General features: G+C 35.8%; 18 protein-coding genes and 1 riboswitch. Of the genes, 10 read left to right on the top strand and 8 right to left on the bottom strand.

All coding sequences use genetic code 11. The features are described from left to right. Nucleotides 1–17: 17 nt before the first annotated feature. The 4 genes from IPI31_17255 (at nucleotide 18) to IPI31_17240 (ending at nucleotide 6,437) form a co-directional block, all read left to right on the top strand. Nucleotides 18–3,092: a TonB-dependent receptor gene (locus IPI31_17255; GenBank protein ID MBK7569571.1), complete on the top strand. Its 3,075-nt coding sequence runs from the start codon at nucleotides 18–20 to the stop codon at nucleotides 3,090–3,092. Nucleotides 3,093–3,128: 36 nt separating this feature from the next. Beyond that, nucleotides 3,129–4,469 (top strand): RagB/SusD family nutrient uptake outer membrane protein, encoded by a 1,341-nt coding sequence (locus IPI31_17250; GenBank protein ID MBK7569570.1) that lies wholly within the window; start codon nucleotides 3,129–3,131, stop codon nucleotides 4,467–4,469. A gap of 303 nt (nucleotides 4,470–4,772) precedes the next feature. Beyond that, nucleotides 4,773–5,147 (top strand): hypothetical protein, encoded by a 375-nt coding sequence (locus tag IPI31_17245; GenBank protein MBK7569569.1) that lies wholly within the window; start codon nucleotides 4,773–4,775, stop codon nucleotides 5,145–5,147. A gap of 15 nt (nucleotides 5,148–5,162) precedes the next feature. Then, nucleotides 5,163–6,437 carry a T9SS type A sorting domain-containing protein gene (locus IPI31_17240; protein ID MBK7569568.1) on the top strand — a complete coding sequence of 425 codons (1,275 nt, stop codon included), beginning with the start codon at nucleotides 5,163–5,165 and terminating at the stop codon, nucleotides 6,435–6,437. Between the two features lie 59 nt (nucleotides 6,438–6,496). Here the strand turns inward: IPI31_17240 and IPI31_17235 are convergent, their stop codons facing one another. From IPI31_17235 to IPI31_17210, 6 genes are all read right to left on the bottom strand, one after another. Beyond that, the gene (locus IPI31_17235) at nucleotides 6,497–7,348 is read right to left on the bottom strand and encodes a DUF4846 domain-containing protein (protein MBK7569567.1); all 852 of its coding nucleotides are present in this window, start codon (nucleotides 7,346–7,348) and stop codon (nucleotides 6,497–6,499) included. A 29-nt stretch (nucleotides 7,349–7,377) separates the two neighbouring features. Beyond that, nucleotides 7,378–7,968: a L,D-transpeptidase gene (locus IPI31_17230; GenBank protein ID MBK7569566.1), complete on the bottom strand. Its 591-nt coding sequence runs from the start codon at nucleotides 7,966–7,968 to the stop codon at nucleotides 7,378–7,380. A gap of 34 nt (nucleotides 7,969–8,002) precedes the next feature. Continuing rightward, entirely contained in the window at nucleotides 8,003–8,581 is a 579-nt protein-coding gene (locus tag IPI31_17225) for a MarC family protein (protein ID MBK7569565.1), read from the bottom strand. Between the two features lie 69 nt (nucleotides 8,582–8,650). Next, nucleotides 8,651–9,829, bottom strand: a complete 1,179-nt coding sequence (locus tag IPI31_17220; GenBank protein ID MBK7569564.1) for a homoserine dehydrogenase — start codon at nucleotides 9,827–9,829, stop codon at nucleotides 8,651–8,653. 65 nt (nucleotides 9,830–9,894) lie between these two features. After that, nucleotides 9,895–11,070: a PLP-dependent transferase gene (locus IPI31_17215; protein MBK7569563.1), complete on the bottom strand. Its 1,176-nt coding sequence runs from the start codon at nucleotides 11,068–11,070 to the stop codon at nucleotides 9,895–9,897. A 187-nt stretch (nucleotides 11,071–11,257) separates the two neighbouring features. Continuing rightward, a riboswitch (SAM riboswitch) is annotated at nucleotides 11,258–11,358 on the bottom strand. 67 nt (nucleotides 11,359–11,425) lie between these two features. Then, nucleotides 11,426–11,791, bottom strand: a complete 366-nt coding sequence (locus IPI31_17210; protein ID MBK7569562.1) for a DUF4345 family protein — start codon at nucleotides 11,789–11,791, stop codon at nucleotides 11,426–11,428. Nucleotides 11,792–11,817: 26 nt separating this feature from the next. Between IPI31_17210 and IPI31_17205 the strand changes: the two genes are divergently transcribed. Continuing rightward, on the top strand, nucleotides 11,818–12,492 hold the full coding sequence (locus IPI31_17205; GenBank protein ID MBK7569561.1) for an RluA family pseudouridine synthase: 675 nt from the start codon (nucleotides 11,818–11,820) through the stop codon (nucleotides 12,490–12,492). A gap of 683 nt (nucleotides 12,493–13,175) precedes the next feature. On the opposite strand, the gene rnr is transcribed toward IPI31_17205, so the two are convergent. Further along, nucleotides 13,176–15,320: a ribonuclease R gene (gene rnr / locus IPI31_17200; GenBank protein ID MBK7569560.1), complete on the bottom strand. Its 2,145-nt coding sequence runs from the start codon at nucleotides 15,318–15,320 to the stop codon at nucleotides 13,176–13,178. A gap of 58 nt (nucleotides 15,321–15,378) precedes the next feature. On the opposite strand from rnr, the gene IPI31_17195 reads away from it, so the two are divergent. The 5 genes from IPI31_17195 to IPI31_17175 all read left to right on the top strand — a co-directional run bounded on the left by IPI31_17195 (nucleotide 15,379) and on the right by IPI31_17175 (nucleotide 22,115). Further along, nucleotides 15,379–17,061: a glycosyltransferase family 39 protein gene (locus IPI31_17195; protein MBK7569559.1), complete on the top strand. Its 1,683-nt coding sequence runs from the start codon at nucleotides 15,379–15,381 to the stop codon at nucleotides 17,059–17,061. Then, nucleotides 17,058–17,552 carry a histidine phosphatase family protein gene (locus IPI31_17190; protein MBK7569558.1) on the top strand — a complete coding sequence of 165 codons (495 nt, stop codon included), beginning with the start codon at nucleotides 17,058–17,060 and terminating at the stop codon, nucleotides 17,550–17,552. Before IPI31_17195 ends, IPI31_17190 begins: the two co-directional genes overlap by 4 nt. A 69-nt stretch (nucleotides 17,553–17,621) precedes the next feature. Further along, a complete protein-coding gene (locus IPI31_17185; protein ID MBK7569557.1) occupies nucleotides 17,622–17,936 on the top strand; it encodes a hypothetical protein in 315 nt (104 codons plus the stop codon). Nucleotides 17,937–18,022: 86 nt separating this feature from the next. Next, nucleotides 18,023–20,632: a T9SS type A sorting domain-containing protein gene (locus IPI31_17180; protein ID MBK7569556.1), complete on the top strand. Its 2,610-nt coding sequence runs from the start codon at nucleotides 18,023–18,025 to the stop codon at nucleotides 20,630–20,632. 370 nt (nucleotides 20,633–21,002) lie between these two features. Beyond that, nucleotides 21,003–22,115, top strand: a complete 1,113-nt coding sequence (locus tag IPI31_17175; protein MBK7569555.1) for an acyl-CoA desaturase — start codon at nucleotides 21,003–21,005, stop codon at nucleotides 22,113–22,115. Nucleotides 22,116–22,121: 6 nt separating this feature from the next. Here IPI31_17175 and IPI31_17170 read toward each other — a convergent pair whose 3' ends face one another. Next, nucleotides 22,122–23,534: a T9SS type A sorting domain-containing protein gene (locus tag IPI31_17170; protein MBK7569554.1), complete on the bottom strand. Its 1,413-nt coding sequence runs from the start codon at nucleotides 23,532–23,534 to the stop codon at nucleotides 22,122–22,124. Nucleotides 23,535–23,536 lie beyond the last annotated feature (2 nt).

Genomic DNA, 23,536 nt, shown 5'->3' with positions numbered 1-23,536 from the left:
CGACTAAACCAAAACCTATGCAGAAGTATTTACTCGCTGTTTTAATTACATTTATTAGTATTCAAATGAAGGCCCAAGACCGCACTATTACTGGAAAAGTAGTAGATAGTGAGGACAACTCGCCTTTAATTGGATGCACCGTAGTTCTTGATGGTACTCAGAAAGGAACGATCACCGATCTGGAAGGAAAATATGTCATACTTGTCCCAAAAAGTGGTGGCACATTAACTTTTACCTATATTGGATACAAGACACAAAAAGCGACTATTAAGGCAACTAATATTTTAAATATTTCGCTCAACCCTACGGAGGAAATGCTGGAGGAACTTGTAGTGGTTGGGTATGGTACCGAAATTAAAACAAAACTGACCGGAAGCATCAGTGAAATTGACGGAGAAGATATAGCACTTACGCCTGTTTCTACGGTGGAACAAACTTTACAAGGAAAAGCTGCCGGAGTTTTTATTGAAGCAAATAATGGTAAAGTGGGAGGAGATGTAAAAATTCGTATCCGCGGTTCCTCTTCCATTAATGCCAATAATCAACCTTTATTTATTGTTGATGGAATTCCTATCAATACTGTAGCGGTTAACGATTATTTTAATGTTTATTTAAATCCTTTAAATGATATTGATTTTAATGATATAGCAAGTGTGGAAGTTTTAAAAGATGCTTCTGCAAGTGCAATTTATGGTTCTCGTGGAGCAAATGGTGTTATTATTATTACCACCAAACGCGGCGAAGCGGGGAATTCGAAAATAACATTGGATTATCAGCGCGGTTATAGTAAACCTACAAGATTGCGCGAATTTTTAAATGCCGGTGAATACGTTGATTATTATACACAAGCAGCTATTAATGCCGGTGAATATGATTTTGCAAACGGAATTAGCGGTTATGCAAATGTGGAGGAAGCGGTGAGTGATTATGTTTCTGATGTAGAGAAAAAATTTGATAAACTTTCAGGCTACAGCGATTGGAGAAACGGAGAAACAAATACCGATTGGCAACCGCTTGCATTTCAGGATGCGGTATCTACCATGATAGATCTTTCTGCATCTGGCGGAACAGATAAATTTCAATATTTCACAAGTTTAGGTTATTCATATCAGGATGGTATAATGGTAGGAAATCACGGTGATCGTTTTAATACCTCAACAAATCTGGATGCTCAGCTGACTGAAAAATTATCGATGGGTTTAACACTTAGTTTAAGTCGCTCCATTAATAATGATATTCCGGATGATAATTCCTTTTCAACACCATTACAAATTGTTGCACAATCTCCGGTAACACCACCAAAAGATACTTTAGGTGAATATTATAATCAACCAACTACACTTTATTATAATCCTCTTATAGAAATTGACAACGTGTTTTTTGAAAGCACAACCTTTAGAACACTTGCCAATTTAACTACAGAGTATCAGATCATTCCTTCATTGGCGATAAGAGGTGAATTAGGCGGAGACATAACCAACCACGCGCAGGAAAGATTTTATGGAAGTAAAAGTGAAGTAGGCTTATCGGTGGGAGGATATGCAACTAATTATAATTCGGGTGTGCAGTATCTTGATATGAAATTATTATTACTCTATAATAAAGCATTAACCGAAAGTCATAATTTGGCATTTACAGCTGGAACTGAATATAATACTTATGATGATTATTATAATTCAGTGGAAGGTCAAGGTTTTCCGAACGATAAATTACAAACTTTAGCAAGTGCATCAGAAATTGTTGCAGGAACTTCCGTTAAAAGTTATTATCGTTTTCTTTCTTATTTCGCAAGGGTAAATTATGATTATGAAGAAAAATATTTACTTTCGTTAACAGCAAGAGCAGATGGTTCTTCTCGTTTTGCCGAAGAAAAAAGATATGGAGTTTTTCCTTCTGCAGCAGCAGGATGGGTAATAAGCAACGAAAGTTTTCTAGCTAAAAATAAAGTATTGAGTTTTCTGAAATTACGTGCAAGTTTTGGTTTAACAGGAAATGCCGGTATCGGTAATTTTGATTACAAAGGATTATACGGAATAGGCACTTATAACGGAACATCTTCCTTATATCCTGCATCCATAGCTAACCCTGATCTTACATGGGAAAAAACTTCACAATTTGATATCGGTATCGACTTTGGATTCTTCAGAGATAGAATTAACGGGGAAATAGATTATTATATAAAACAAACTACTGATCTCTTGTTAGATGTGCCTGTTCCGGCAACTACAGGTTATTCCATCCAAACACAAAATATAGGTAGTCTGGAAAATAAAGGATTTGAATTTGTTTTAAATTCAGAAAACTTTGTTGGCAAATTCAAATGGAGCAGCAGTGTTAACTTCTCTGTAAATAAAAATAAAATAACGGAACTCGCAAATGGTCAAACCTTAATTGACCTTGGCGGAAGCGATTTTATGAATGTAATTATGGTTGGTCAGCCTTTGGGTGTATTTTACGGAGCGGAATATGCAGGAGTTGATCCTGATAATGGCGACGGATTATATTATGTGAACGACGGAACATCAGGCAATGAAACAACTACAGATTTTAACGAAGCGAATTATGTGATTGTTGGTGATCCGAATCCTGATTTTATTGCAGGATTAACAAATCATATCTCCTATAAAAATCTTTCCTTAGATGTGGCTTTACAATCAGTTTATGGAAATGATGTAAATCTTCAAGGTGATTATTGGATGAGTTCCAATGCAAGCCAATACGATAATCAAACTGTAGATCAATTGGATGCATGGCAAAATCCGGGTGATGTTACTGATATTCCTGAAAACAGATTATTATTTGAAAATGGAACAGCTTCCCGTTCAAGCAGATATATTTCCGATGCTTCTTATTTAAGGGTGAAAACGGTTACTTTAAGTTATGAATTATCGAAACGTGTTGTTAAAAAAATTAATATGAGTTCCATGCGTTTGTATGTGTCTTCTTATAATTTATTTACGTTCACAAATTATAAAGGATGGGATCCGGAAGTTTCTACCGATTCATTTACCGATAATGTTTATTACGGTATAGATTTTTATAGTGCACCACAACCTAAAACAATTGTTTTCGGAATTAGCCTTTCCCTTTAATTAAAAAGTTTATATCGAAAATTAAAAGAAATGATTATGAAAAAAGCGACATATAAAATATTTGTTACAGCAATAATTGCCTTGAGTATTACATCGTGTAAGGATATATTAAATCTGGAACCTGCGCAGAGTTTAAGTAATGAGGCCGCGCTGGATAATGATGAAGGAGTTAAACAGGCCTTGATAGGTGCATACGACAATTTTTCACAATCTTCACTTGCAGGTGGTGAAATGTTGCGCAATGCAGAATTATTGGGAGGAGATGGAGAAATATTATGGGTTGGAACGTATACCGCACCAAGGGAAATTTTCAATCGCGATATTTTGGTTAATAATGGTGATGTTACCGCATTATGGGTGGATGCATATGAAACTATCAACTCGGCAAATAATGTAATAACTGCTATTGATGTTGTTTTACCATCCGATCAGGATCAGGTAAGAGGTGAAGCATTGGCTTTAAGGGCATGGTGTCATTTTGAATTAACAAGGATGTTTGGTAAACAATATGATCCTGCAACATCATCTACTGACTTGGCGGTTCCAATTATATTAATTCCAACATTGGCTACAGGCGATAATGTGGAAACTGTTAGAAATACAGTGGAAGAAAATTATACGCAGATAATTGCTGACCTTACTTTGGCAGAAAGTTTATTACCGGAAAAAAATGATGAGTATATCAATAAATTTACCGCAGCTGCTTTGTTGGCAAGGGTGTATTTACAAATGGAAAATTATGCCGCGGCAAGAGATGCTGCCGACAGGGTAATCGCTTCAAACGATTATGAATTAAGTGCAACTTATGCTGAAAGTTTTAATCAGGACGACAATACCGATGAAGATATATTTGCAACTCAAATTTCGGAACTCGATGGTTCCAATGTAATGAATACTTATTTTTCCATTAATGATTTTGGGGGAAGAGCGGATGTGGAAATTGAACCGGAACATTTAGCATTATATGATCCAGCTGATCTTCGTTTAGGATTATTTTATGAAGATGGAGGTGTAACATATACCGGTAAATTCAACAGTGAATTTGGCAACCTTTCCCTCATTCGAATTGCAGAAATGTATCTTATCAGAGCTGAATGTAATGTGCGTTTAGGAACAGCAGTGGGCGCTTCACCGGAGGATGATTATAATATGACGCATACCAGAGCAGGACTTCCCGCTGAGGCTTCTGTGACATTAGATGATGTATTGTTGGAAAGACGATTGGAACTTGCATTTGAAGGATTTAAAATCCACGATATAAAACGTCTGCATGGAATGGTTGGAACAATGAATTACGATGATAATAAACTCGTATACCCGATTCCTCAAAGCGAAATTGAAATAAACCCTGAACTTGTACAGAATCCGGGTTATTAATTAACAGAAGATTTTAAATAAATAATATAAAACGCCTCGACATTGTCGGGGCGTTTTTGTTGTAAATAAGGTAAATTGATTATTCGATTAATTTTTAAATGTGACAATGATAATGAATGAATTTTTAGATTAACGTAGATACTTTGCAGTTGATATAATAACTTCATTTTTAACAGTAGTAAAAAAGAGCGTAAATTGTGACATATTTAAAAACCCTCTTTTTTGGCATATATTTAGGTTTTCATAATATTTAACTACATTAGTAGCCTATTATATTCAATTCACATTATAAATCTAAATTCAATGAAACAGTTAATTATGCCCGTGCTACTTGCAACAGGCCTCCTCTTGTCTGTTTCTGGGTTCGCCCAGCAAGCAGTTAAGGTTGATCAAAGTTTTACTATAGAACTTACTGATCAGCTTTTAGAACAAAAATATGTATCGCTCGACATTTCAGATCTTAAATTTAAGAATGAACAGGAAGCACAAAAATTCTTCAAATCCATTGCGAATAATCTCGTAGAATTTAATTTGGATTACGCTTCAAAAAAAGTAACCATGGTTTTATACCCTGAACGTACAGGAAAATTTACCTATACGTTAGCGGATTGGAACACTTATATTGACAATATGGCAAAGCGCAGTTCATCTACTTACAATTCATTTCTAAATCAATAATCTAAATTTATTAGTATGAAAAATAATTTTATTAAACTCAATACATTTATGTTGCTTGCTATAGGCACGGTAACATTAAGTAATGCCCAAATTGTTGGGGGAGTTTCCTATTTAAAAGGGAAATATGTAGAAGTTGCAATTTCTGATTGCGGTACCTATGCATCAGGTGATGCTGGAGTAGTTGTTGCAGCCCCTGCAGGATATCATGCAAACAATATTGATGGTTCATTAGGTTTTACAAACGACGTTGGTCAGGACGGATGGGATCTTGGTGTTCCTGATCAGTGCGGTGATTACGTTATGCCTGGTTCTCCGGAAGAAGGATGGGCTATTCAATTTGGTGGAACCGTTTACGGAAATCTTCAGCCTTATTGTTATCGTCCGGGTTTATTTGTAGCTGGTGCTCCTTCGTTTGCCGGAGGAAATATTACGAATATTAATACCGGTGCTATCAGAAAAAGCATTTGGCAAGGAACAAATACTGATCTTGGTATTGCAATAAATCAAACTTCCTATTTCTTGCAAAAGAAACAAGCCATTCTTACTATTGTTGATATTTGTAATGGTGGTGATGAGATCACTGATCTTTATTATGCAAGAAATACAGATCCGGATAACGATCAGGTTACAACAGGATCATTCCTTACAACAAACCAGGTTAAAAAACAATATATACCTGCCGGTTATTCTCAGGTTAGTGCATCCAGTTCAACTGGTTCCCCTTGTTATATGGCTTATGTAACAGGTGATGCCCGTGGAAAGGCTTCCCGTGGAAATTTCTCAATGGGTAATCCTGCTGATATGTATAATGGTGTTGGTGGTTATGTTACAACAGGTACTCCTGCTACAGCAGATGAGGCAATTCAGATATCTTTTAAAATGGATACATTAAAACACAATGATTGTAACTGTATTGCATACTCTTCTGTATTTACAACAGGTGGTATTTTTGAACAAGTAACTTTATCAAATACTGCTTGCGCTACTTTAGGAACGCTTGCACGTTTTGGTGATGAGATGGTTGCGGAATATCTGGATGATCCTGCTTATTTCTTAAACAACGAATTCGTTGCTTATCCTAACCCTTCAACTGGTAATTTCACAATTAATATGTTCGAAATGGAAAATGCAAATATCACTGTATTAAATGCAATTGGTGATGTTGTATATTCCGCTAAAGGTGTTAACAAAATTGAAGGTGTTTATATTGAAAATGCTGTTCCGGGTATTTACTTCGTAACAGTGGAACACGATGGAAAAACAAATACAAAATCTATCGTTATAGAATAAATTTAGTTTTAAATTAATTGAGCAGGATGGTAATCTATCATCCTGCTTTTTTTTTCTCCTCATTCAAAACGCATCAGTTCCGAATATTCAAAGGTAAATTGTGGTGATGCAACATTTTGCTCATTGGTTGAATACCATGGACTTCTTTTAGCGGATACTTCATTTTCCAACACCTCAATTTCCTGTGCAGGTGTAAAGCCTTGTGCTAATAAAAATAAGATCTCACCACTTTCATTGTTCTTACAAACATCCATCACAATTTCAACATGACCCGGAAAACCGGGATGAACAAATAGATCTCCAGGTTGAATATTTTCTTTTTTAATAAAAATTAATTCTTTCGATAAAGAATAGGAACCGGCATACATAAAAACAAGGTCTAAATACTTTCTGAAATTTTTATAGGAATAATCTTCCTGCGTTGCTTTATACCATGCAGTTTTATTTCCATTTACTTCCATGCGCCATCCTTCCGCATATTTTGTATATGCACAATTTTGTCCGTTGGTAAAATTGAAATGGATCTTGTCGTATTGTTTAGAGTGGTATAAATATTCTGCATACAACCTGATACCGCTATCGGCACACTGCTGCAGATCGGTGGCACCGGCCTCCATGTCTATTACTCCTACATGGCACAACCTGTTTTTATTGGTGCCATCAAATAACTTTACATCAGCTTCAAAGGGTTTTAAGGGAAGGTTTCTTAAATAATAAGTAAAAGAGTTTTCGTTGGCAAAAACTCTATTAAATCCGATCGGACAATTTATTCTTGATACTATAGTATTACTGTCGGTATCTAAAAATTTTTCTGTTGGCTGACTTATTATGTTTTTATAAAATAGGTTTCCCTTGCAAGATAAAAGACCAATAAAAACAAATAACACTATTATCTTTAAAAATGTATGCATGGAAAAGGAAGTATCAATTTGAATTTAATTTATTTCTGAATAATAATTACTGTTCCTTTTGTTACGTAATTATATATCTCATCAATATGTTTATTTTTAAGAGAGATACAACCGAGTGTCCAGTTAATTTTTTCGTCAATTAAACTCTCGTCGTTATTGGGAACACCGTGAATACCTATCTCACCACCAATAGTTGCATCATTATCAAGTTCTCCATTAGCCTTTGCTGCATTGTGTTTTTTCCAACTTTCTTCATTTGGGTAATCCACCCACAAAAATTTACTCCATTTATCGTGAGGATACAGATCGCGAATAGTGAATCTTCCTTCGGGTGTGCATTTATCACCTTCTCTTCTTTTATCATCTATTGGGTTTGGTCCGAATACCACCGGATATGATTTTATAGTCATGTTAGTTGCAACTAATTGCAGAGTATAATCTGATTTGTCGATAAGAATCGAAATGTCTTTCTTATCTACTTTAAGTTCGCTTATGAGCTCTCCGAGTGGTTGATCGGGAATTGCAATTCTTTCTTGAATATCGTCTCTTTCTTTCAAAGCTGAATAATTATTGCAGGATAAGGAGATTAGAATTAAGGTTAAGAGTAAGCCGTGTTGCATTGAAAATAAACGCAAAATGGTTTTTATAGAGTATCTATTCCGGGAAAAAATTTGTTCTGATGATCTTTATTGCCAAAGCAAGAGTGATAATACCAAAGAACTTTTCGATGGCAGTGAGACCGCTTTTACTGAGTTTTCTTTCTATCCATCCGGTTGAACGCAAAACCACATAAATTAATATAAGATTGATGCCTACCGCAATTAAAATATTCATAATAGAGTAGATACTTCGCAAAGAAATTAATATGGTTAAAGTTCCGGCTCCTGCAAGTAAGGGAAATCCGATAGGGACCATGTTACCTGATTTAGTATTATCAGGATCCACTTTAAAAATTTTAACTCCCAGTATCATCTCCAAAGCAATTAAGAATATCACAATGGCTCCCGCGATCGCAAAGGAATTTATATCGAGCCCAAGTGCTTTTAAAATGGATTCCCCTGCAAATAAAAATGCGATCATTAATGCCCCAGCAAATAATGTAATCTCGCCGGGTTTAAAATTAGGCATGCTGGCTTTAAGTTTGATTATAACCGGGACGTTACCCAAAACGTCTATAATTACAAAAAGAGTTACGCTTATGGTAATTATATCATCAATGCTAATAAAGTCCATATTCTATATTTAAGTAATCAAATATACAAAGTTTCTTCTGCCAAACGATGTCGGCGTTTTGCTGTTCTTTTACACTACCAACAAATTGACTCCATCCTCGTGCAACCACCTTAATTGTTTTACCTTTTCAAGTGCTATGGTGCCAATGAAGTATTTGTTTTCCTCTGAGGCAAATTCTTCATGAATTGTTGTAAAGTCGCCTAAATTTATTTTTTGCGAATTAGAATACCTGACATACAATTTTAATGGTAAATTGTTGTTCAACTCTAACGAATTGGTTTGACCGATTTTACGATATTCATATCTATAGTTGTATGATAAGGCAGAAATATCGGATAAAACTGCTGAGCCAGTTGGTGTGCTTCCTGCTCCCTTTCCTGCAAAAAATTGTTTATCTGAAAACGCACTTTCCACCAGCAATCCATTGTATTCGTTTGAAATATTATTTAATTGCGAATTTTCATATATCAAATGAGGAAACACATATGCAAAAACATCGTTATTTATTTTTTTGCATTTGGCAATGAGTTTTATTTTCGCTTTTTTCTGTCGCGCGTAACTGATATCAAAATCGTTGATGTGTTGTATCCCGAAATTAAAAATATTTTCAGGTTTTACAAATAAACCGAATGCATGTAACAATAAAATGCATAATTTATACTTTGGGTCAAATCCTTCTATATCCAAACGCGGGTCGGTTTCGGCAAATCCCAGATTCTGTGCCTCTAATAAAGCCGGAGCAAAGGAAATATTCTCATCAAATATTTTTGTAAGGATGTAATTTGTGGAACCATTTATAATACCTTCCACTGAATGCAAAAGGTCGTTGTCGTAATATTCTTCCAGGTTTCTGATTATCGGAATGCTCGCACAACAGGCGCCTTCATATAAAAATGGCACTTTATATTGTTGCTGCAGTTCATACAATTCGAGCAGATTTTCGGCTATCATTTTTTTGGAAGCACTTACAACGGCTTTGCCATTTTGCATTGCCGTTTTAACGATCTCAAATGCTGCTACTTCATCATTAATAAGTTCTACCACTACATCGATTTCAGGATCATTAAGGATCTCATTTTTATCGGTTGTAAAATAATGAGTTGCAAGTGTTCGCGATTTATCCGGGTTTTTGATGCAGATCTTTTTAATGGTTGCCTTAATACCATTTGTTCTGGATAAAACATCAAATAATCCCTGGCCCACACAGCCAAATCCGAAGATGCCTAAAGTTAGATTTTTTCTTTTCATTTTATTTTATTTCGCGACCAGAAGTAATTTTTATACGCTAACTGATCAGGTGAATATAAATTGATTTAATAAATTAATTGTTTTGATATTGGTTTTGGAAATACATAGGAAATCGCATTTTCCAGATCGGCGATCAGATCGTCGGCATCTTCAATTCCACATGATAATCGGATGAGTGAATCGTTGATCCCTGCTAATTTTCGTTTATCTGTGGGGATGGATTTATGAGTCATTCCGGCAGGGTGGCACAATAAACTTTTAACTCCGCCTAAACTCTCCGCACATTTAAATAATTTGGTGCTACTGCAAATTTTTTCCGCTTTTACCGAGGTATCCTCTTTCAGTGTAAAGCTTATAACTCCTCCAAAAAAATACTGCTGCTGTTTTGCAATATTGTGATTTAAATGGGAAGGCAAACCCGGATAATACACCTGATCTACAAAGTGATTATCCAATAAATATTCGGCAACACGTAGCGCATTATGACTTTGTTTTTCAATGCGCAAATAAAGAGTTTCTATTCCTCGAATCGTTAACCAACAATCGAAAGGAGCTAAAATCCCACCCGAAGCATTTTGAATAAATTTAATGGATTCCGATAGTTCCTTTGTATTTGTAATTACCAAACCTGCAATAAGATCGCTGTGACCTGCCAGATATTTTGTGGCAGAATGAATTACAATATCTGCCCCCAATTCTAAAGGTTTTTGACCTGCCGGAGAAGCGAATGTATTATCTACCACTACCAATACATTTTTTTGATGCGCTATTTCACAAATTGCTGTAATATCAGATATTTTAAGTGTGGGATTTGTAGGTGATTCCAACCAGATCAATTTTGTGTTTTTATTTAAATGGTCAATTATATTTATTGCATTACTTGTATCAACATAACGCACCTTAATGCCAAACTTCTGATAAATATGTGTAAATATTCGAAAGGAACCGCCATAAATATCATCTACAGCTATTATTTCATCACCGGATTTAAGTAATTTAAGAACAGCGTCAACGGCTGCCAATCCACTTGCAAATGCGAATCCGGCATCACCGCCTTCCATTTTGGCAATAAGATCTTCTAAAACTTTTCGGGTTGGATTATTGCTTCGTGCATAATCAAATCCCTTGTGAATTCCGGGTGATTCCTGCACAAAAGTTGCAGTCTGATAAATAGGTACTGAAATGGCTCCGGTTAATTCATCTACCGGAATTGCATGGATGATCGCTGTTTCTTGTTTCATTTAAAGTGTTTTTTAAATTAGAAAATATTTCTTCTTAGAAAACACTTATCAAAACAATTTCATATCTGAATATATTGATGTTATAGTTGAATAATATCAACCATATATCAATATATTTGGATGTGGCGGAAAAAAATAAAGCCCGCCGAAAAATTGGCGAGCTTCAAATATTTTTGTAACTCTCTCCAACTTATCTGTCTGAAATTAGCACCTTCACAAAAGCGAGAAAAACTTTTATGGGTTGCCAAGGTGTCGTAGGGTCAGTCCCTCAACCTTTCTTGATAAGTAAATTCATAAGAACGAGATGCAAAGATAAATATGCAATTTTGAAATATCCAAATATTATTTTGCATTTTTATAAAAGAACTGCTGCCCAGGTTCCAAGAACGATCTCCAAAATAGCCAGAATATAGGTCTTATTGGATGAAATTCCTTTCTGAAAAATTGAGATCCATCTTCCTAAAACTAATCCTGCATATATAAAAACAGCGTAAAAGATACCGGCATGTTGTAGATCAGGATTCAATGCGCACGCAATAAACATGGCTGCCCAAGCCCCCTGAAGACCTACATAAATTGCAAAGTATTCCGACCTCCCGGAGGTGTTTAAAAGGCCTAAACCCGTGAAAGTAGCCGTTGTTGTTGGTTTCCAGAGGCACCACAAAGAGAATGCCGCATATAAAACCGCGTTGAGCCATAAATAAATTTCTATTGTTGTCATTTTGTAAAATTTAAAGTTTACTTTGCATGATGGAATCGTTGGAAATATTATTTGAAGATAAGATTATACTTGTAATTAACAAACCTTCCGGTTTAATGGCGGAACGGGATAAGTTTAAAAATCCCAGTGTTCAGGACATGGTTGCAGATTATTTTAATACGCTGAAACTTTCACAAAATACAATATTGGGCATTGTGCATCGTATCGACAGGCCGGTAAGTGGAGTAATGTTGTTGGCAAAAAAAGTTTCTGCTTTGCGCGATCTCAATAAACAATTTGAAGAAGGTAAAGTCGAAAAGATATACTATGCATTAGTTGATAAAAAACCCGAAAAGGATGAAGGAACTCTTCTACATTATTTATTTAAGGATGTTAAAAATAAAAAGGCGATCATTTATAAGAATAGCAGAAAGAGTGCAGTTAAATGTGAATTGATCTATAAATATAAAGGAATGTTGAACGATGCTTTCTTACTTGAAATTCATCCGTTAACCGGAAAATATCATCAAATTCGGGCACAACTTGCATTTATCGGATGTCCAATTATTGGTGACGAAAAATATGGGTCAAAATCAAAATATAAATCCGATGCAATTTGTTTGCACGCACATTCCATCGAATTTGAACATCCTGCAGAAAAGAAAAAAATGAAAGTAAGTTGTGAAATGCCGAAGGATTGGAAGTATGTTGGGAATGGGTAGGTTTTATTATTTCATTATCAATTCCCGATGGTTGGTAAAAAAACTAACCATGGCGTAAACGGTTACAATTTAATTCTTCATAGGATATTTTTCTCAGATCAAAATTTAACCTCCGAATATGGTTGGTGAAAAACACCAACCATGGCATACAAATTGCATACAAACCTGAATATTTGTTTAATTGGATTGAATGATATTTTTCCAATTATCTGTTCATTTGATGTTTTTACATTCGACCCTTTCAGGGTCGGTGATTCGGAGACACGCTTTTCTATAAACATATGATCCCTTCGGGATCGAAGTTTGTGTCGTATCTATATTTAATTTTTTACCATTGTAGGACGCATTGAGCAGGTTAATTCATTTTAATAAAGAATAAAACAAATTTGATTGTTCCTGCTATTGAATATATTGCTTAGTTGCTAAATGGTTCGCATTTCAATATTTTAATCACATGTCCTGACCCTGAAAGGGTCAAATGTTTATAGAAGTATTCTGAAAATATTTCCTGATCCTGAAAGGGTCAAATGTTTATAGAAGTATTCTGAAAAATATTTCCCGACCCTGAAAGGGTCAAATGTTTATAGAAGTATTCTGAAAAATATTTCCCGACCCTGAAAGGGTCGCATGTGAAAATTCCATGCCATTAACATTAATTGATTATTACCTAATTCAACATTATTTTAATCAATCATAAAATCCAATTTCCTTAAGGCAAGATCTGCCTTTTGAACTTTAATTCGTATGGAATTTCCCAACTCGTAGTTTCCCGAATTTGTTAAACTCACCAATCGGCGACGGGCTTCATCAAACATTAATTCATCGCGAATATTATCTACATGCACCAATCCTTCACATTTATTTTCCACTATTTCCACAAATATTCCGAAGGAGGTTACACCGGTAATCACTCCATCAAAACTTTCGCCTACATGTTTGGTCATATATTCCACCTGCTTATACTTAACGCTTTCTCGTTCCGCTTCCATTGCCTTGCGTTCGGTTGCAGAAGAGTGTCGGCATTTTTCTTCCAGACCTTCCGCATTCGGATATAATAATTTTTCTTTGTTTAAAACATTTTCCAAAACACGATGCACCATCAGATCCGGATATCTTCGGATGGGAGAAGTAAAATGTGTATAGTGCTCAAATGCCAATCCGTAATGACCAATATTTTTAGTAGTATACACTGCTTTGGCCATACATCTAATCGCCAGACTTTCCAAAATGTTTTGTTCGGGTGTTCCCTTAATTTCCTCCATTAATCTGTTTAATTCCGCAGAAACATTTTTCGGTGAATCTAATTTTAATTTATAACCGAAGCGACGTGCATTTAATGAAAACTCCTCTAATTTTTTCATATCGGGAGTATCATGAACGCGATAAACGAACGGAACCTTGGTGAAATTTTTTGCCAGATGAAATGCTACTCTTTTGTTGGCTAATAACATCAGATCTTCAATAAGCATATGTGCTTCTTTTCTTTCTTTTACATATAATCCAGTTGGAACAAAATTTTCATCCAAAATAAATTTCACCTCCTTTGTTTCAAAGGAAATTGCCCCGGCGCTGAATCTTTTTTCGCGTAATAAAGTGGAAACTTTGTTTAACGCAAGAATCTCTTCTGCAAATTCCCCTTCTTTATTTTCCAGTATTTCCTGGGCTTCCTCATAAGTAAATCGCCTGTCGCTATACATGATGGTTTTTCCAAACCATTCATTTATGATCTTAGCATTTTCATCCATTTCGAAAATTGCACTAAAGGTCAGTTTGTCTTCATGCGGACGGAGCGAACAAACATTATTCGATAATTTTTCCGGTAACATAGGAATTACTCTGTCAACAAGATATACCGAAGTTCCTCTTGCATAAGCCTCTTTGTCAATTGCCGATTCCGGAATCACATAATGCGATACATCTGCAATATGAACTCCTACTTCAATATTTCCATTGGGTAATTTCTGATAGGAGATAGCATCATCAAAATCTTTTGCATCGTATGGATCTATAGTAATGGTAAATATTTTACGAATATCTCTTCTTGCTGCAATTTCCGCCTTCGATATTTCAATGGGTAATTCCGCAGCCATTTGCTCCACCTCTTCTGGAAATTGATAATGGATACCAGTTTCCACCATAATTGCTTCCATGTCGCTCGCATGATCACCTGCTGCCGATAATTTACTTACAATTTCTCCTATCGGATTTTTCATGGATGGTGGCCAATCTTTTACGCGAATAATAACGCGATCGCCATTCACCACCTTTTTCTTTTTTATTTCCTCATTCGATAAATAAAAATCATAATTATTGAACCTGTCATCGGTGACTGCAAAAGCATAATTTTCTGAAATTTCCACCTTCCCGACAAATAATTCTTTTTCGCGTTTTATTATTTCCACGATCTCACCTTCGGGTTTTTTATTTTTTCCGAGTGAAGTAATTCTTACACGAACAGTATCGCCATTAAATGCGCGATTTGTTTTTCTGGAGGGAACAAACACATCATATAAATGGCCGTCAATAACAACGTAGGCGTTTCCGCTTTGTGTCATATCAACCACACCAACCATTGTATTGATGGTATTCGGTTTTTGTTTGATCCGAAAAGTATCTGCTTCGTATTCTTCTATCCGACCACTGTTCACTAAATTTTGAATAGCATCAAAAACTCCATCGAGATCACCTGTTTTGGATACCCATTTAAAGATATTTTTCAGCGAGAATCCTCGTTCCGCTTTATTGGCGAGAAAATTGTAAATTTCGTTTTCAAGGTTATAACCGGCCTTTACCAATTGGGTACCGGGCTTCTTTTTTTTCTTTGGCATATGTGTAAAGATACGTTTTGTCTCCCGAATAAGTTTAGTAATTTTCCACCGATTTGTGATGGGCCGGTATAAAAATTACTTCTATATCCTGCTGCTTGGCAGCGTATTGTTTTTTCCGTTTCTCGGAAATTCACATCTTTTTGATTGGGATGAGATCAATTTCGCTGAAGCATCACGAGAAATGTTGCTCACCGGAAATTATACTCAAACGCAGATCGATTTTCAGGAATTTTGGGAGAAACCTCCATTGTTTTTCTGGATGCAGGCGTTGAGCATGAAATTATTTGGTATAAATGAATATGCTGCGCGATTTCCAAATGCAATATGCGGGATTCTGACTTTATTAATTTTATTTAATATAGGAACAAAACTCAAGGATACAAAGTTCGGATGGTTATGGGTGCTTTGTTATGCGGGAAGTATTTTACCACAATTTTATTTTAAATCGGGTATCATTGACCCCTGGTTCAATTTATTTATATTTTTAAGTATCTATTATTTTATTTGTTATTTGCAGCAGCATTTCCGGATAAAATATTTATTTTTATCTGCATTCATGATCGGACTTGCAATATTGACCAAAGGTCCGGTTGCAATTATTATTCTCGGATTAACAGTTGGAATTTATTATGTAATTAATCGATTCCGGCTTTTTCCACCGCTCCTACATATCGTTTATTATTTGTTTTTTATTGCACTCACTATTTTTCCATGGATAGGAATTGAAATTGCACAGAATGGAACCTGGTTCATTACCGAATTTATGCGTTATACTTTCCGCCTGGCAACAACAGAAGATGCAAGCCATGGTGGATTTTTTGGATATCATTTTGTAGTGATCTTATTTTTCTGTTTCCCGGCCTCCGTGTTTGCTATCAGAGCATTATTTAAAAAACAAACTACAGATGAGCAGAGCATCAAATTCAGACAATGGATGCTGATCTTATTTTGGGTGGTAATGATCTTGTTTTCTATAGTGCAAACCAAGATCGCACACTATTCTTCCATGGCGTATTTTCCGCTAACATTCCTCTCTGCACTTACTCTTTATGCATTAAAGGATCAATGGAGAAAATGGGAATCTCTAACCTTGCTTTTAATTGGTTCCGTAATAATTATTTTAATAGCAGGAATTCCCTACGTATTGCAAAACCCCGAATTGATCTCTCCCTATATAAGAGATAGTTTTACAAAAGATGCCTTAAAAGCCGATGGAAATTGGTCGGGTTGGGAATCGTTGATTGCAATAATATTGGTGGTTGGAATTGGAATTTCAATTTACTTTCTTATCAATAAAAAAGTTAATAAAGCAATTATAATTTTATTCGGTTCCTCCATAATTACCATTAACCTGGCATTAAATAACATCACCCCAAAAATTGAAAGATATTCGCAGGGTGCAATGGTGGATTTTTTGGTTGACAAGAGCCAGGAGGATTGTTATCAGGATGTAATTGGTTATAAAAGTTACGCTCATTTATTTTATGGTGCCCGAAAACCGGAGGATAATAAAAATGAAGTATTTTTATCTTGGATGGAGGTGCATCATCCGAACACCAAAGAAGATCCCATCGCTATGCGAAAATATTTCAGCGAATGGTTATTGACAGGTAATACTGATAAACCTGTTTATTTTGTTACCAATGTAAGAAAGGCCAAAAATTATAAAGATCAACCGCAATTAATTTTCCTGGAACAAAAAAATGGGTTTGTTTTTTTTAAAAAAGAAATTGTACAATGAAAACGATCTATATCATAAGACATGCAAAATCAGATTGGGACGATGCTGAATTGCACGACATCGAAAGGCCTCTTGCCGACAGAGGTTTAAAGGATGCAAGAATGATGGCAACACTTTTAAAAGAAAAAAAGGTTATGCCCGACAAAATGATTAGCAGTCCGGCCCTCCGTGCATTTTCCACTTGCAGGATTTTTAGTGATATCATAGGTTTTGATAAAAAAGATATTGCTGTTGAGCAGGTATTATATTTTGGAAATATTGCAGAAATCATCAAAATGTTACAGTCACAATTACAGGCAACCAACAATATTTGCATTTTTGGACACAACCCTACTTTTTCGTTGCTGAGCTCTGTTCTGTGTCCGGAGTTTAGTGCTGAAATGCCCACCTGTAGTATCGTGGCACTGCAATTTGACATTGAGCGCTGGGCTAATTTGGAAACCAAAGCTGCAAAGCTCTTATGGTTTGAATATCCCAAAAAAAATCGTTAAATTATGAATGGTCAAACAACCTCATAAACTTTTTTTGCGTTTATAGTGTATAAAGATTGATAATTTTACATGGAAAATTTGTCAGGTATGCCGGAATTTATGGTTGATGTTAATTTGCATAGTCCTCACAGTGATGAGTTTCTAAAACTTATTCCCAGTCAAAGAGCTATTGTAAACGATATGATGTTCGAAGGAAAGATCACAAGTTATTGTGTTTCTGTAGATCGTTCTAAATTATGGATCACCATTGTGGCTAGGGATGAGGAAGATGTATTAGAGCAACTTTCGAAATTTCCGCTTATACATTTTATGGATTGTGAAATTGCTCCGCTTTTATTCTATAATTCCACTTATCAGACATTCTCACAAATAAGTTTGAATTAATAGATCCTTTAAACGCTACCTCTCATTCTTCACTAAATTCTAAACTAGGAAAAATTCCTTAAATTTATCCTCCAATTGCGGATGATATGGCCAAACCTTTACCTATTCTTTTAGCTACATTACTATTAATAACAGTTGTATATTTTTCAACTCCAACAAATAAAAAAAGTGGAACAGAAACGGATTCTGAATCTTCAGGATCAAAGGCCAATGTAGGTTTTGATCTTTTAAGAACTGCAGATCCCAACACGGGAAAAATTCCTTCCGGTGCAATAATGAAGGCTTATCGGGAATTAAAAAACAGAGGATTTTACAATTCAAACTCTACACATTTTAAAACTGAGGAGAGCGAAGAAGGATGGCAACAAATAGATGATTTTTTTCCATCGCTATCAGTTACAAGAATTGCCTACGATCCAAACAATACACAGATATTTTATTTCTGTACTGGGGAGGGATGGTATAATGCTGATGCAGTGAGAGGAGCGGGTGTTTTTAAATCCATTGATGGCGGTGAAACCTGGGCTCAACTTACCTCCACAGATACTATTATATTTGATTATTGCCAGGACATTGTTGTGCATCCGGTTACGAGTGATGTTTATGTAGGAACTCGTTCAAGTGGTTTGCAGCGTTCAACCGATGGTGGAGCAACTTGGGAAAAGGTACTCGGATTTGGTGTCGGGTCACTAAAAAATACTATCTGTGATATTGAATTAACTGCTGATGGAGGCGTATTTGCCTCCATAGGTATTTTTGAAACGGATGGTATCTATTTTTCACCAAGTGGCGATGCGGGAACCTTTGTTAAACAAACTACTGGGTTGCCTGGTTCCGGATATTTCCGAATAGATATGGCTACAGCACCTTCCAATGCGAATGTTGCATATAGTATTTATTGTAATTCTTCAGATTATAAAGTGAAAGGCATTTATAAGACCAGCGACAAAGGTGAAACCTGGACAGAAGTAAATATGCCGGGTGGAGATGACCAACTGGCTGCGTCACAGGCGTGGTACGACCTTTCCATGGCTGTGGACCCCAATAATGAAAATGTGGTTGCTGTTGGAGGATTACATATCTGGAGAACCAGAGATGGAGGTGAAAACTGGCAGCAGTTGACTATGGGGGGATTGGATTCTGTTTTATTGCGATATGTGCATGTTGATCAACATGAAATTACTTTTAAAACTTCAGATGAAGTATATTTTGGCAACGACGGTGGAATTTGGAAATGTGATGATTTCACCTCGGAAACTCCGTTTATTTATAATAGAAACGATGGATATAATGTAACCCAATTCTATTCCGTTGCCCTGCATCCTTTTGAAAATGTGCAACAATTGATGGGAGGAACACAGGATAATGGCACTCCATATGCTTACAATGCCGGTATAGCTGATTTTAAATTTGTTTCTGGTGCAGATGGCGCTTTTACTGCCTTTAATAAATCTAACCCTGAAATATTTTATACCGCAACACAACTAAAACGGCTCTATCGATTCAACAACGGGGGATTTGAACCACCTGAAGCGATAACAAATCCGAATGTGGAAGATCATAATGTTTTGTTTATCAACCCCTTTGAGTTGGATGCATCGAATCCGGAATATTTATTTCAGTGCAGCAACAAAGGATTGTGGCGATTCAGCAATGCATCAACATCAGATACTTCAGGATGGGCTAAGGCAGCTAATTTAAATGGTGTTTTATCGGCCATAGGTACTTCTCCTGCTGCTCCGGGAACATTATTTGTTGGCAGAAGCTCCAGTGTGGGGGATATTTTCAGATTGCCTGACGCTTATACTTCAGATGCAACCTCGGTTCCTGCCAATGCTGACCCGCTCGACCTTTTACCTGACGCTGGATTTACAGGCACGATCTATTGTTCCAGTATTGTTGTGGATGAGAATGACGCTAACCATGTGGTGGTAACCTATTCCAATTATAATTTGGCTAGTGTTTGGGAAAGTTACAATGCCTTGGCTTCTGAGCCCATTTGGTCAAACATTGAAGGTGATCTGCCTGATATGCCGGTTTATTGGAGTGCAATTCATCCTTTAAATCCCGAAATTGTGTATCTGGCTACAGAAATGGGTGTTTTTTATGCGAATGTGAATGGTGGGCTTACCACCTGGATCCCCTGTTCAAGCTTCCCGGTGGTTAGAACCGACATGTTGCGCATTAGAGCCAATGATCTTACCATTGCAGCTGCCACGCATGGCAGGGGAATCTGGCAGGCTCAACTGGATGCAGCTGCACTAGCCAATGATATTGCGTGGTTAGAGCGGGGGCCTAATAACGTAGGAGGTAGAACCAGAACAATTATGGTTGATCCAAATGACGTTACGGGTAAAACGATTTGGGCAGGAAGTATTGCAGGGGGATTGTGGAAGACTACTAATATAGATGCTGTTCCTGTATCTTTCCCTGAAGTGGAAATCAATTCGTTTTCCATTTTTCCAAACCCTGCAACTGATCAAATAAATATCCTTTTTAATGCCGGAAATAATCAACTTGTAACCATTGAATTACTGGATATAAATGGAAATAAGATCGATAGAATAGTACATAAAAATTTAACCGGTCAACAAAAAATCACTCACAATTTGTCGCCCCAATTTAGCAAAGGAATATACTTTGTACTACTTCGTATCGGCAACCATCAAAATGTGCTTAAAGTTATAGTAGGCTGATGTTACAGCGATTCTACCAATGCTAATATTCTTTCATTAATTTAGAAATTCGGATGCATGTCATTCAATTTTAGATGACTTAAATCTTTTTACAAATTGGTATGAAAATAATTGTAATAAATATTCGAATAATTTTTTGTTCTATACGTTATTTATTTTTAATTAATATATATAAAGAATTATTAAGTGCACTATTAATAATCGATCTTTAAAAATATATTTGATTTAATTTGTTCCCTATTCCATTCCCCTAAAATGAAAAGAAGAGGCGGGGTGAACGAATATTCAAAACAAGTGTTATCAATAAAAGGCGTATATTTACACAAATTTAAAAAGTTCACTCAGCCAGGCTGCAAACAGCGGTAGATAAATGAAGCAAAAAGGGAAAGTAAAATTTGTTGATAAAGACAAAAGCAAATTTTATGCAACATTACAAGCAAAAGTAGAAGAATACTTTCAGACGCATAATATATCAAAGAATGCAAACGGTACAATGATAGTTAAATCTGTTGTGTTACTGTCGGCATATTTAATAGCTTTTGGTATTATCATTTTCGTTCAACCTGCCTTGTGGGTAAGCCTGCTTTTGTGGTTTTCGATGGGTATAAGCGCAGCCGGTGTCGGTATGAGTGTTATGCACGATGCGAATCACGGAGCATATTCTTCCAGTAAAAAAATTAATTTTTTGATGGGTCAATCTCTCAACTTATTGGGAGGATCGGTATTTAACTGGAAATTGCAGCATAACATTCTTCATCATACCTATACCAATGTTGTGCACATGGATGATGATATTGATGATAAAGTAGTGATGCGTTTTTCACCACATACTGAAGTGAAAAAATATCACAGATTTCAATTTTTATATGCGTTTTTACTGTATTGTGTGCTCACTTTATATTGGGCTGTAGGAAAAGATTTTGTACAATATGTAAAGTATACCGCAAACGGAGTAAATCCTAATAATAAAAAAGAAAACAGATTTACACTCGCAGGTATAATTGCAAATAAATTATTTTATTTCTTTGTATTTTTAATAATGCCGGCTTTAGTTTTTCATATTCCTTTTATTCAGGTATTAACTGGTTTTTTAATAATGCACGCAGTTGCAGGATTAATTTTAACCGTGGTATTTCAACTTGCGCATACCGTGGAAGGAACCAGTCATCCGTTGCCGGGAGAAGATGGAAATATCGAAAATAACTGGGCTATTCATCAGATGAATACTACGGTAAATTTTTCCAGAAATAATAAATGGTTGTCGTGGTACGTTGGGGGTTTGAATTTTCAGGTGGAACATCATTTATTTCCAAAAATATGTCATGTGCATTACCCAAACCTAGCTCCAATAGTGAAAGAAACTGCCGAAAGTTTTGGTGTGCCTTATCTGGAAAATAAAACCTTTCTGTCGGCTTTGCGTTCACATATATCCACGCTAAACAGATTTGGAAAAATGCCGGATATGAATGATGCTATTGGTTGAAAAATGTTACTCAACAATAAATTTCCCGGTAAGATATTTATTGTTTTGCTGTAATATGCGGTAAAAATAAATACCACTTTCCCAATCAATTACAGATACCTGAATTTCATTAGAGCCATTCCAATTTTCATATACAGTTTTTCCTTCGCAATTAGTTATTAATAAACTGTAGTTTCCTGTTATTCCAATATTTAAAAGGGTTGATACAGGATTTGGATATAATTTGTGATGCTGGATAATTTGCTCATTTACAGCAACTGAAGGAATAATTTCCGGACACTCTGAGATTTGTGATCTGAATATTCCTCCATATACACCCATGTCATTAATTATCGTTCCTAATGAGGGATATAAAGCCTTTCCGACTATACCAGCGTCTTCAGGGTCGTTGTATATAAGATCAGGATTACCTGCATCAACACAAGCTGAAAGGGTATCCGTTAAAAAACACATTAATGTGTCAAGAAATTGTGGGTCAGTATTAATATTACCGGTTCCTGTCATATCATTTTGCACATCAGAATAATTAACGGTAAATGCGCCACCAGCACTGTATATTGCATTTCCTGTAAATTGATCATTTCCCCAAATAATGCTATTCAAAACGTTTACAGTAACTGTAAACACAAAAATTCCTCCGCCCTTTCCACCATATGCACCTGACCCTTCTGCTGTGTTATTTACAATTGTATTATTTATAATATCTACATGCTGTAAAGGTGAAGAACCAGTTGCCCAAATTCCACCTCCTCCATAGTCGTTGCCACCAATATTATTAGCAATAACATTATTACTTACAATGGCAAGATCGCAATAATTAAAAACAAGTCCACCACCGTATCCTGTTGCTTCATTGTTTGCAATAAAATTATTAATAATTAAAGGACCACTATCTCCGCATCGCATTGCACCTCCTCCAGTACTTAAAACACCTGTTTCATTTGTTACGTGATTATCAATTATATAATTATATCTGATAACAGGAGAGGAGTATTGCATTAATATACCACCACCTTCACGATAGGTTCCCGCACCATGTTCATCCAGCCATACTGTTCCTGCTCCGCCTGTTATCGTAAATCCCTGAATGATACAGTTTTCATTTTCACCTGAAATTATCAGGATAGTACTTGCGGTATCCAAATTAACAGGGCTGCTCCCATTAATTATTGTATTTTCAATATTGCTGTACAGCCCGGTAAAATAATAATTACTGGTTAGTAAAATGTTTTTGCCCCGTAAATTAATATTTTCAAAATATTCGCCCGGTGAAACCAAAACTGTATCGCCGTCAACGGAAGCATCAATTCCAGCTTGAATTGTTGGCTCCTCTGAAGGAACATTTATAATGCCAAACGCTTGTTTTTGTAAAAATAAGGTAGCAATTATTATGATAGATGTTGAATAAAATTTAGACATAT

Source organism: Bacteroidota bacterium (genome assembly GCA_016706865.1).
In the GTDB taxonomy this organism is placed as follows: Bacteria; Bacteroidota; Bacteroidia; order Chitinophagales; family BACL12; genus UBA7236.
Note: the sequence above shows the minus strand (reverse complement) of the source record. Positions and strands in the feature narration are given on the sequence as shown.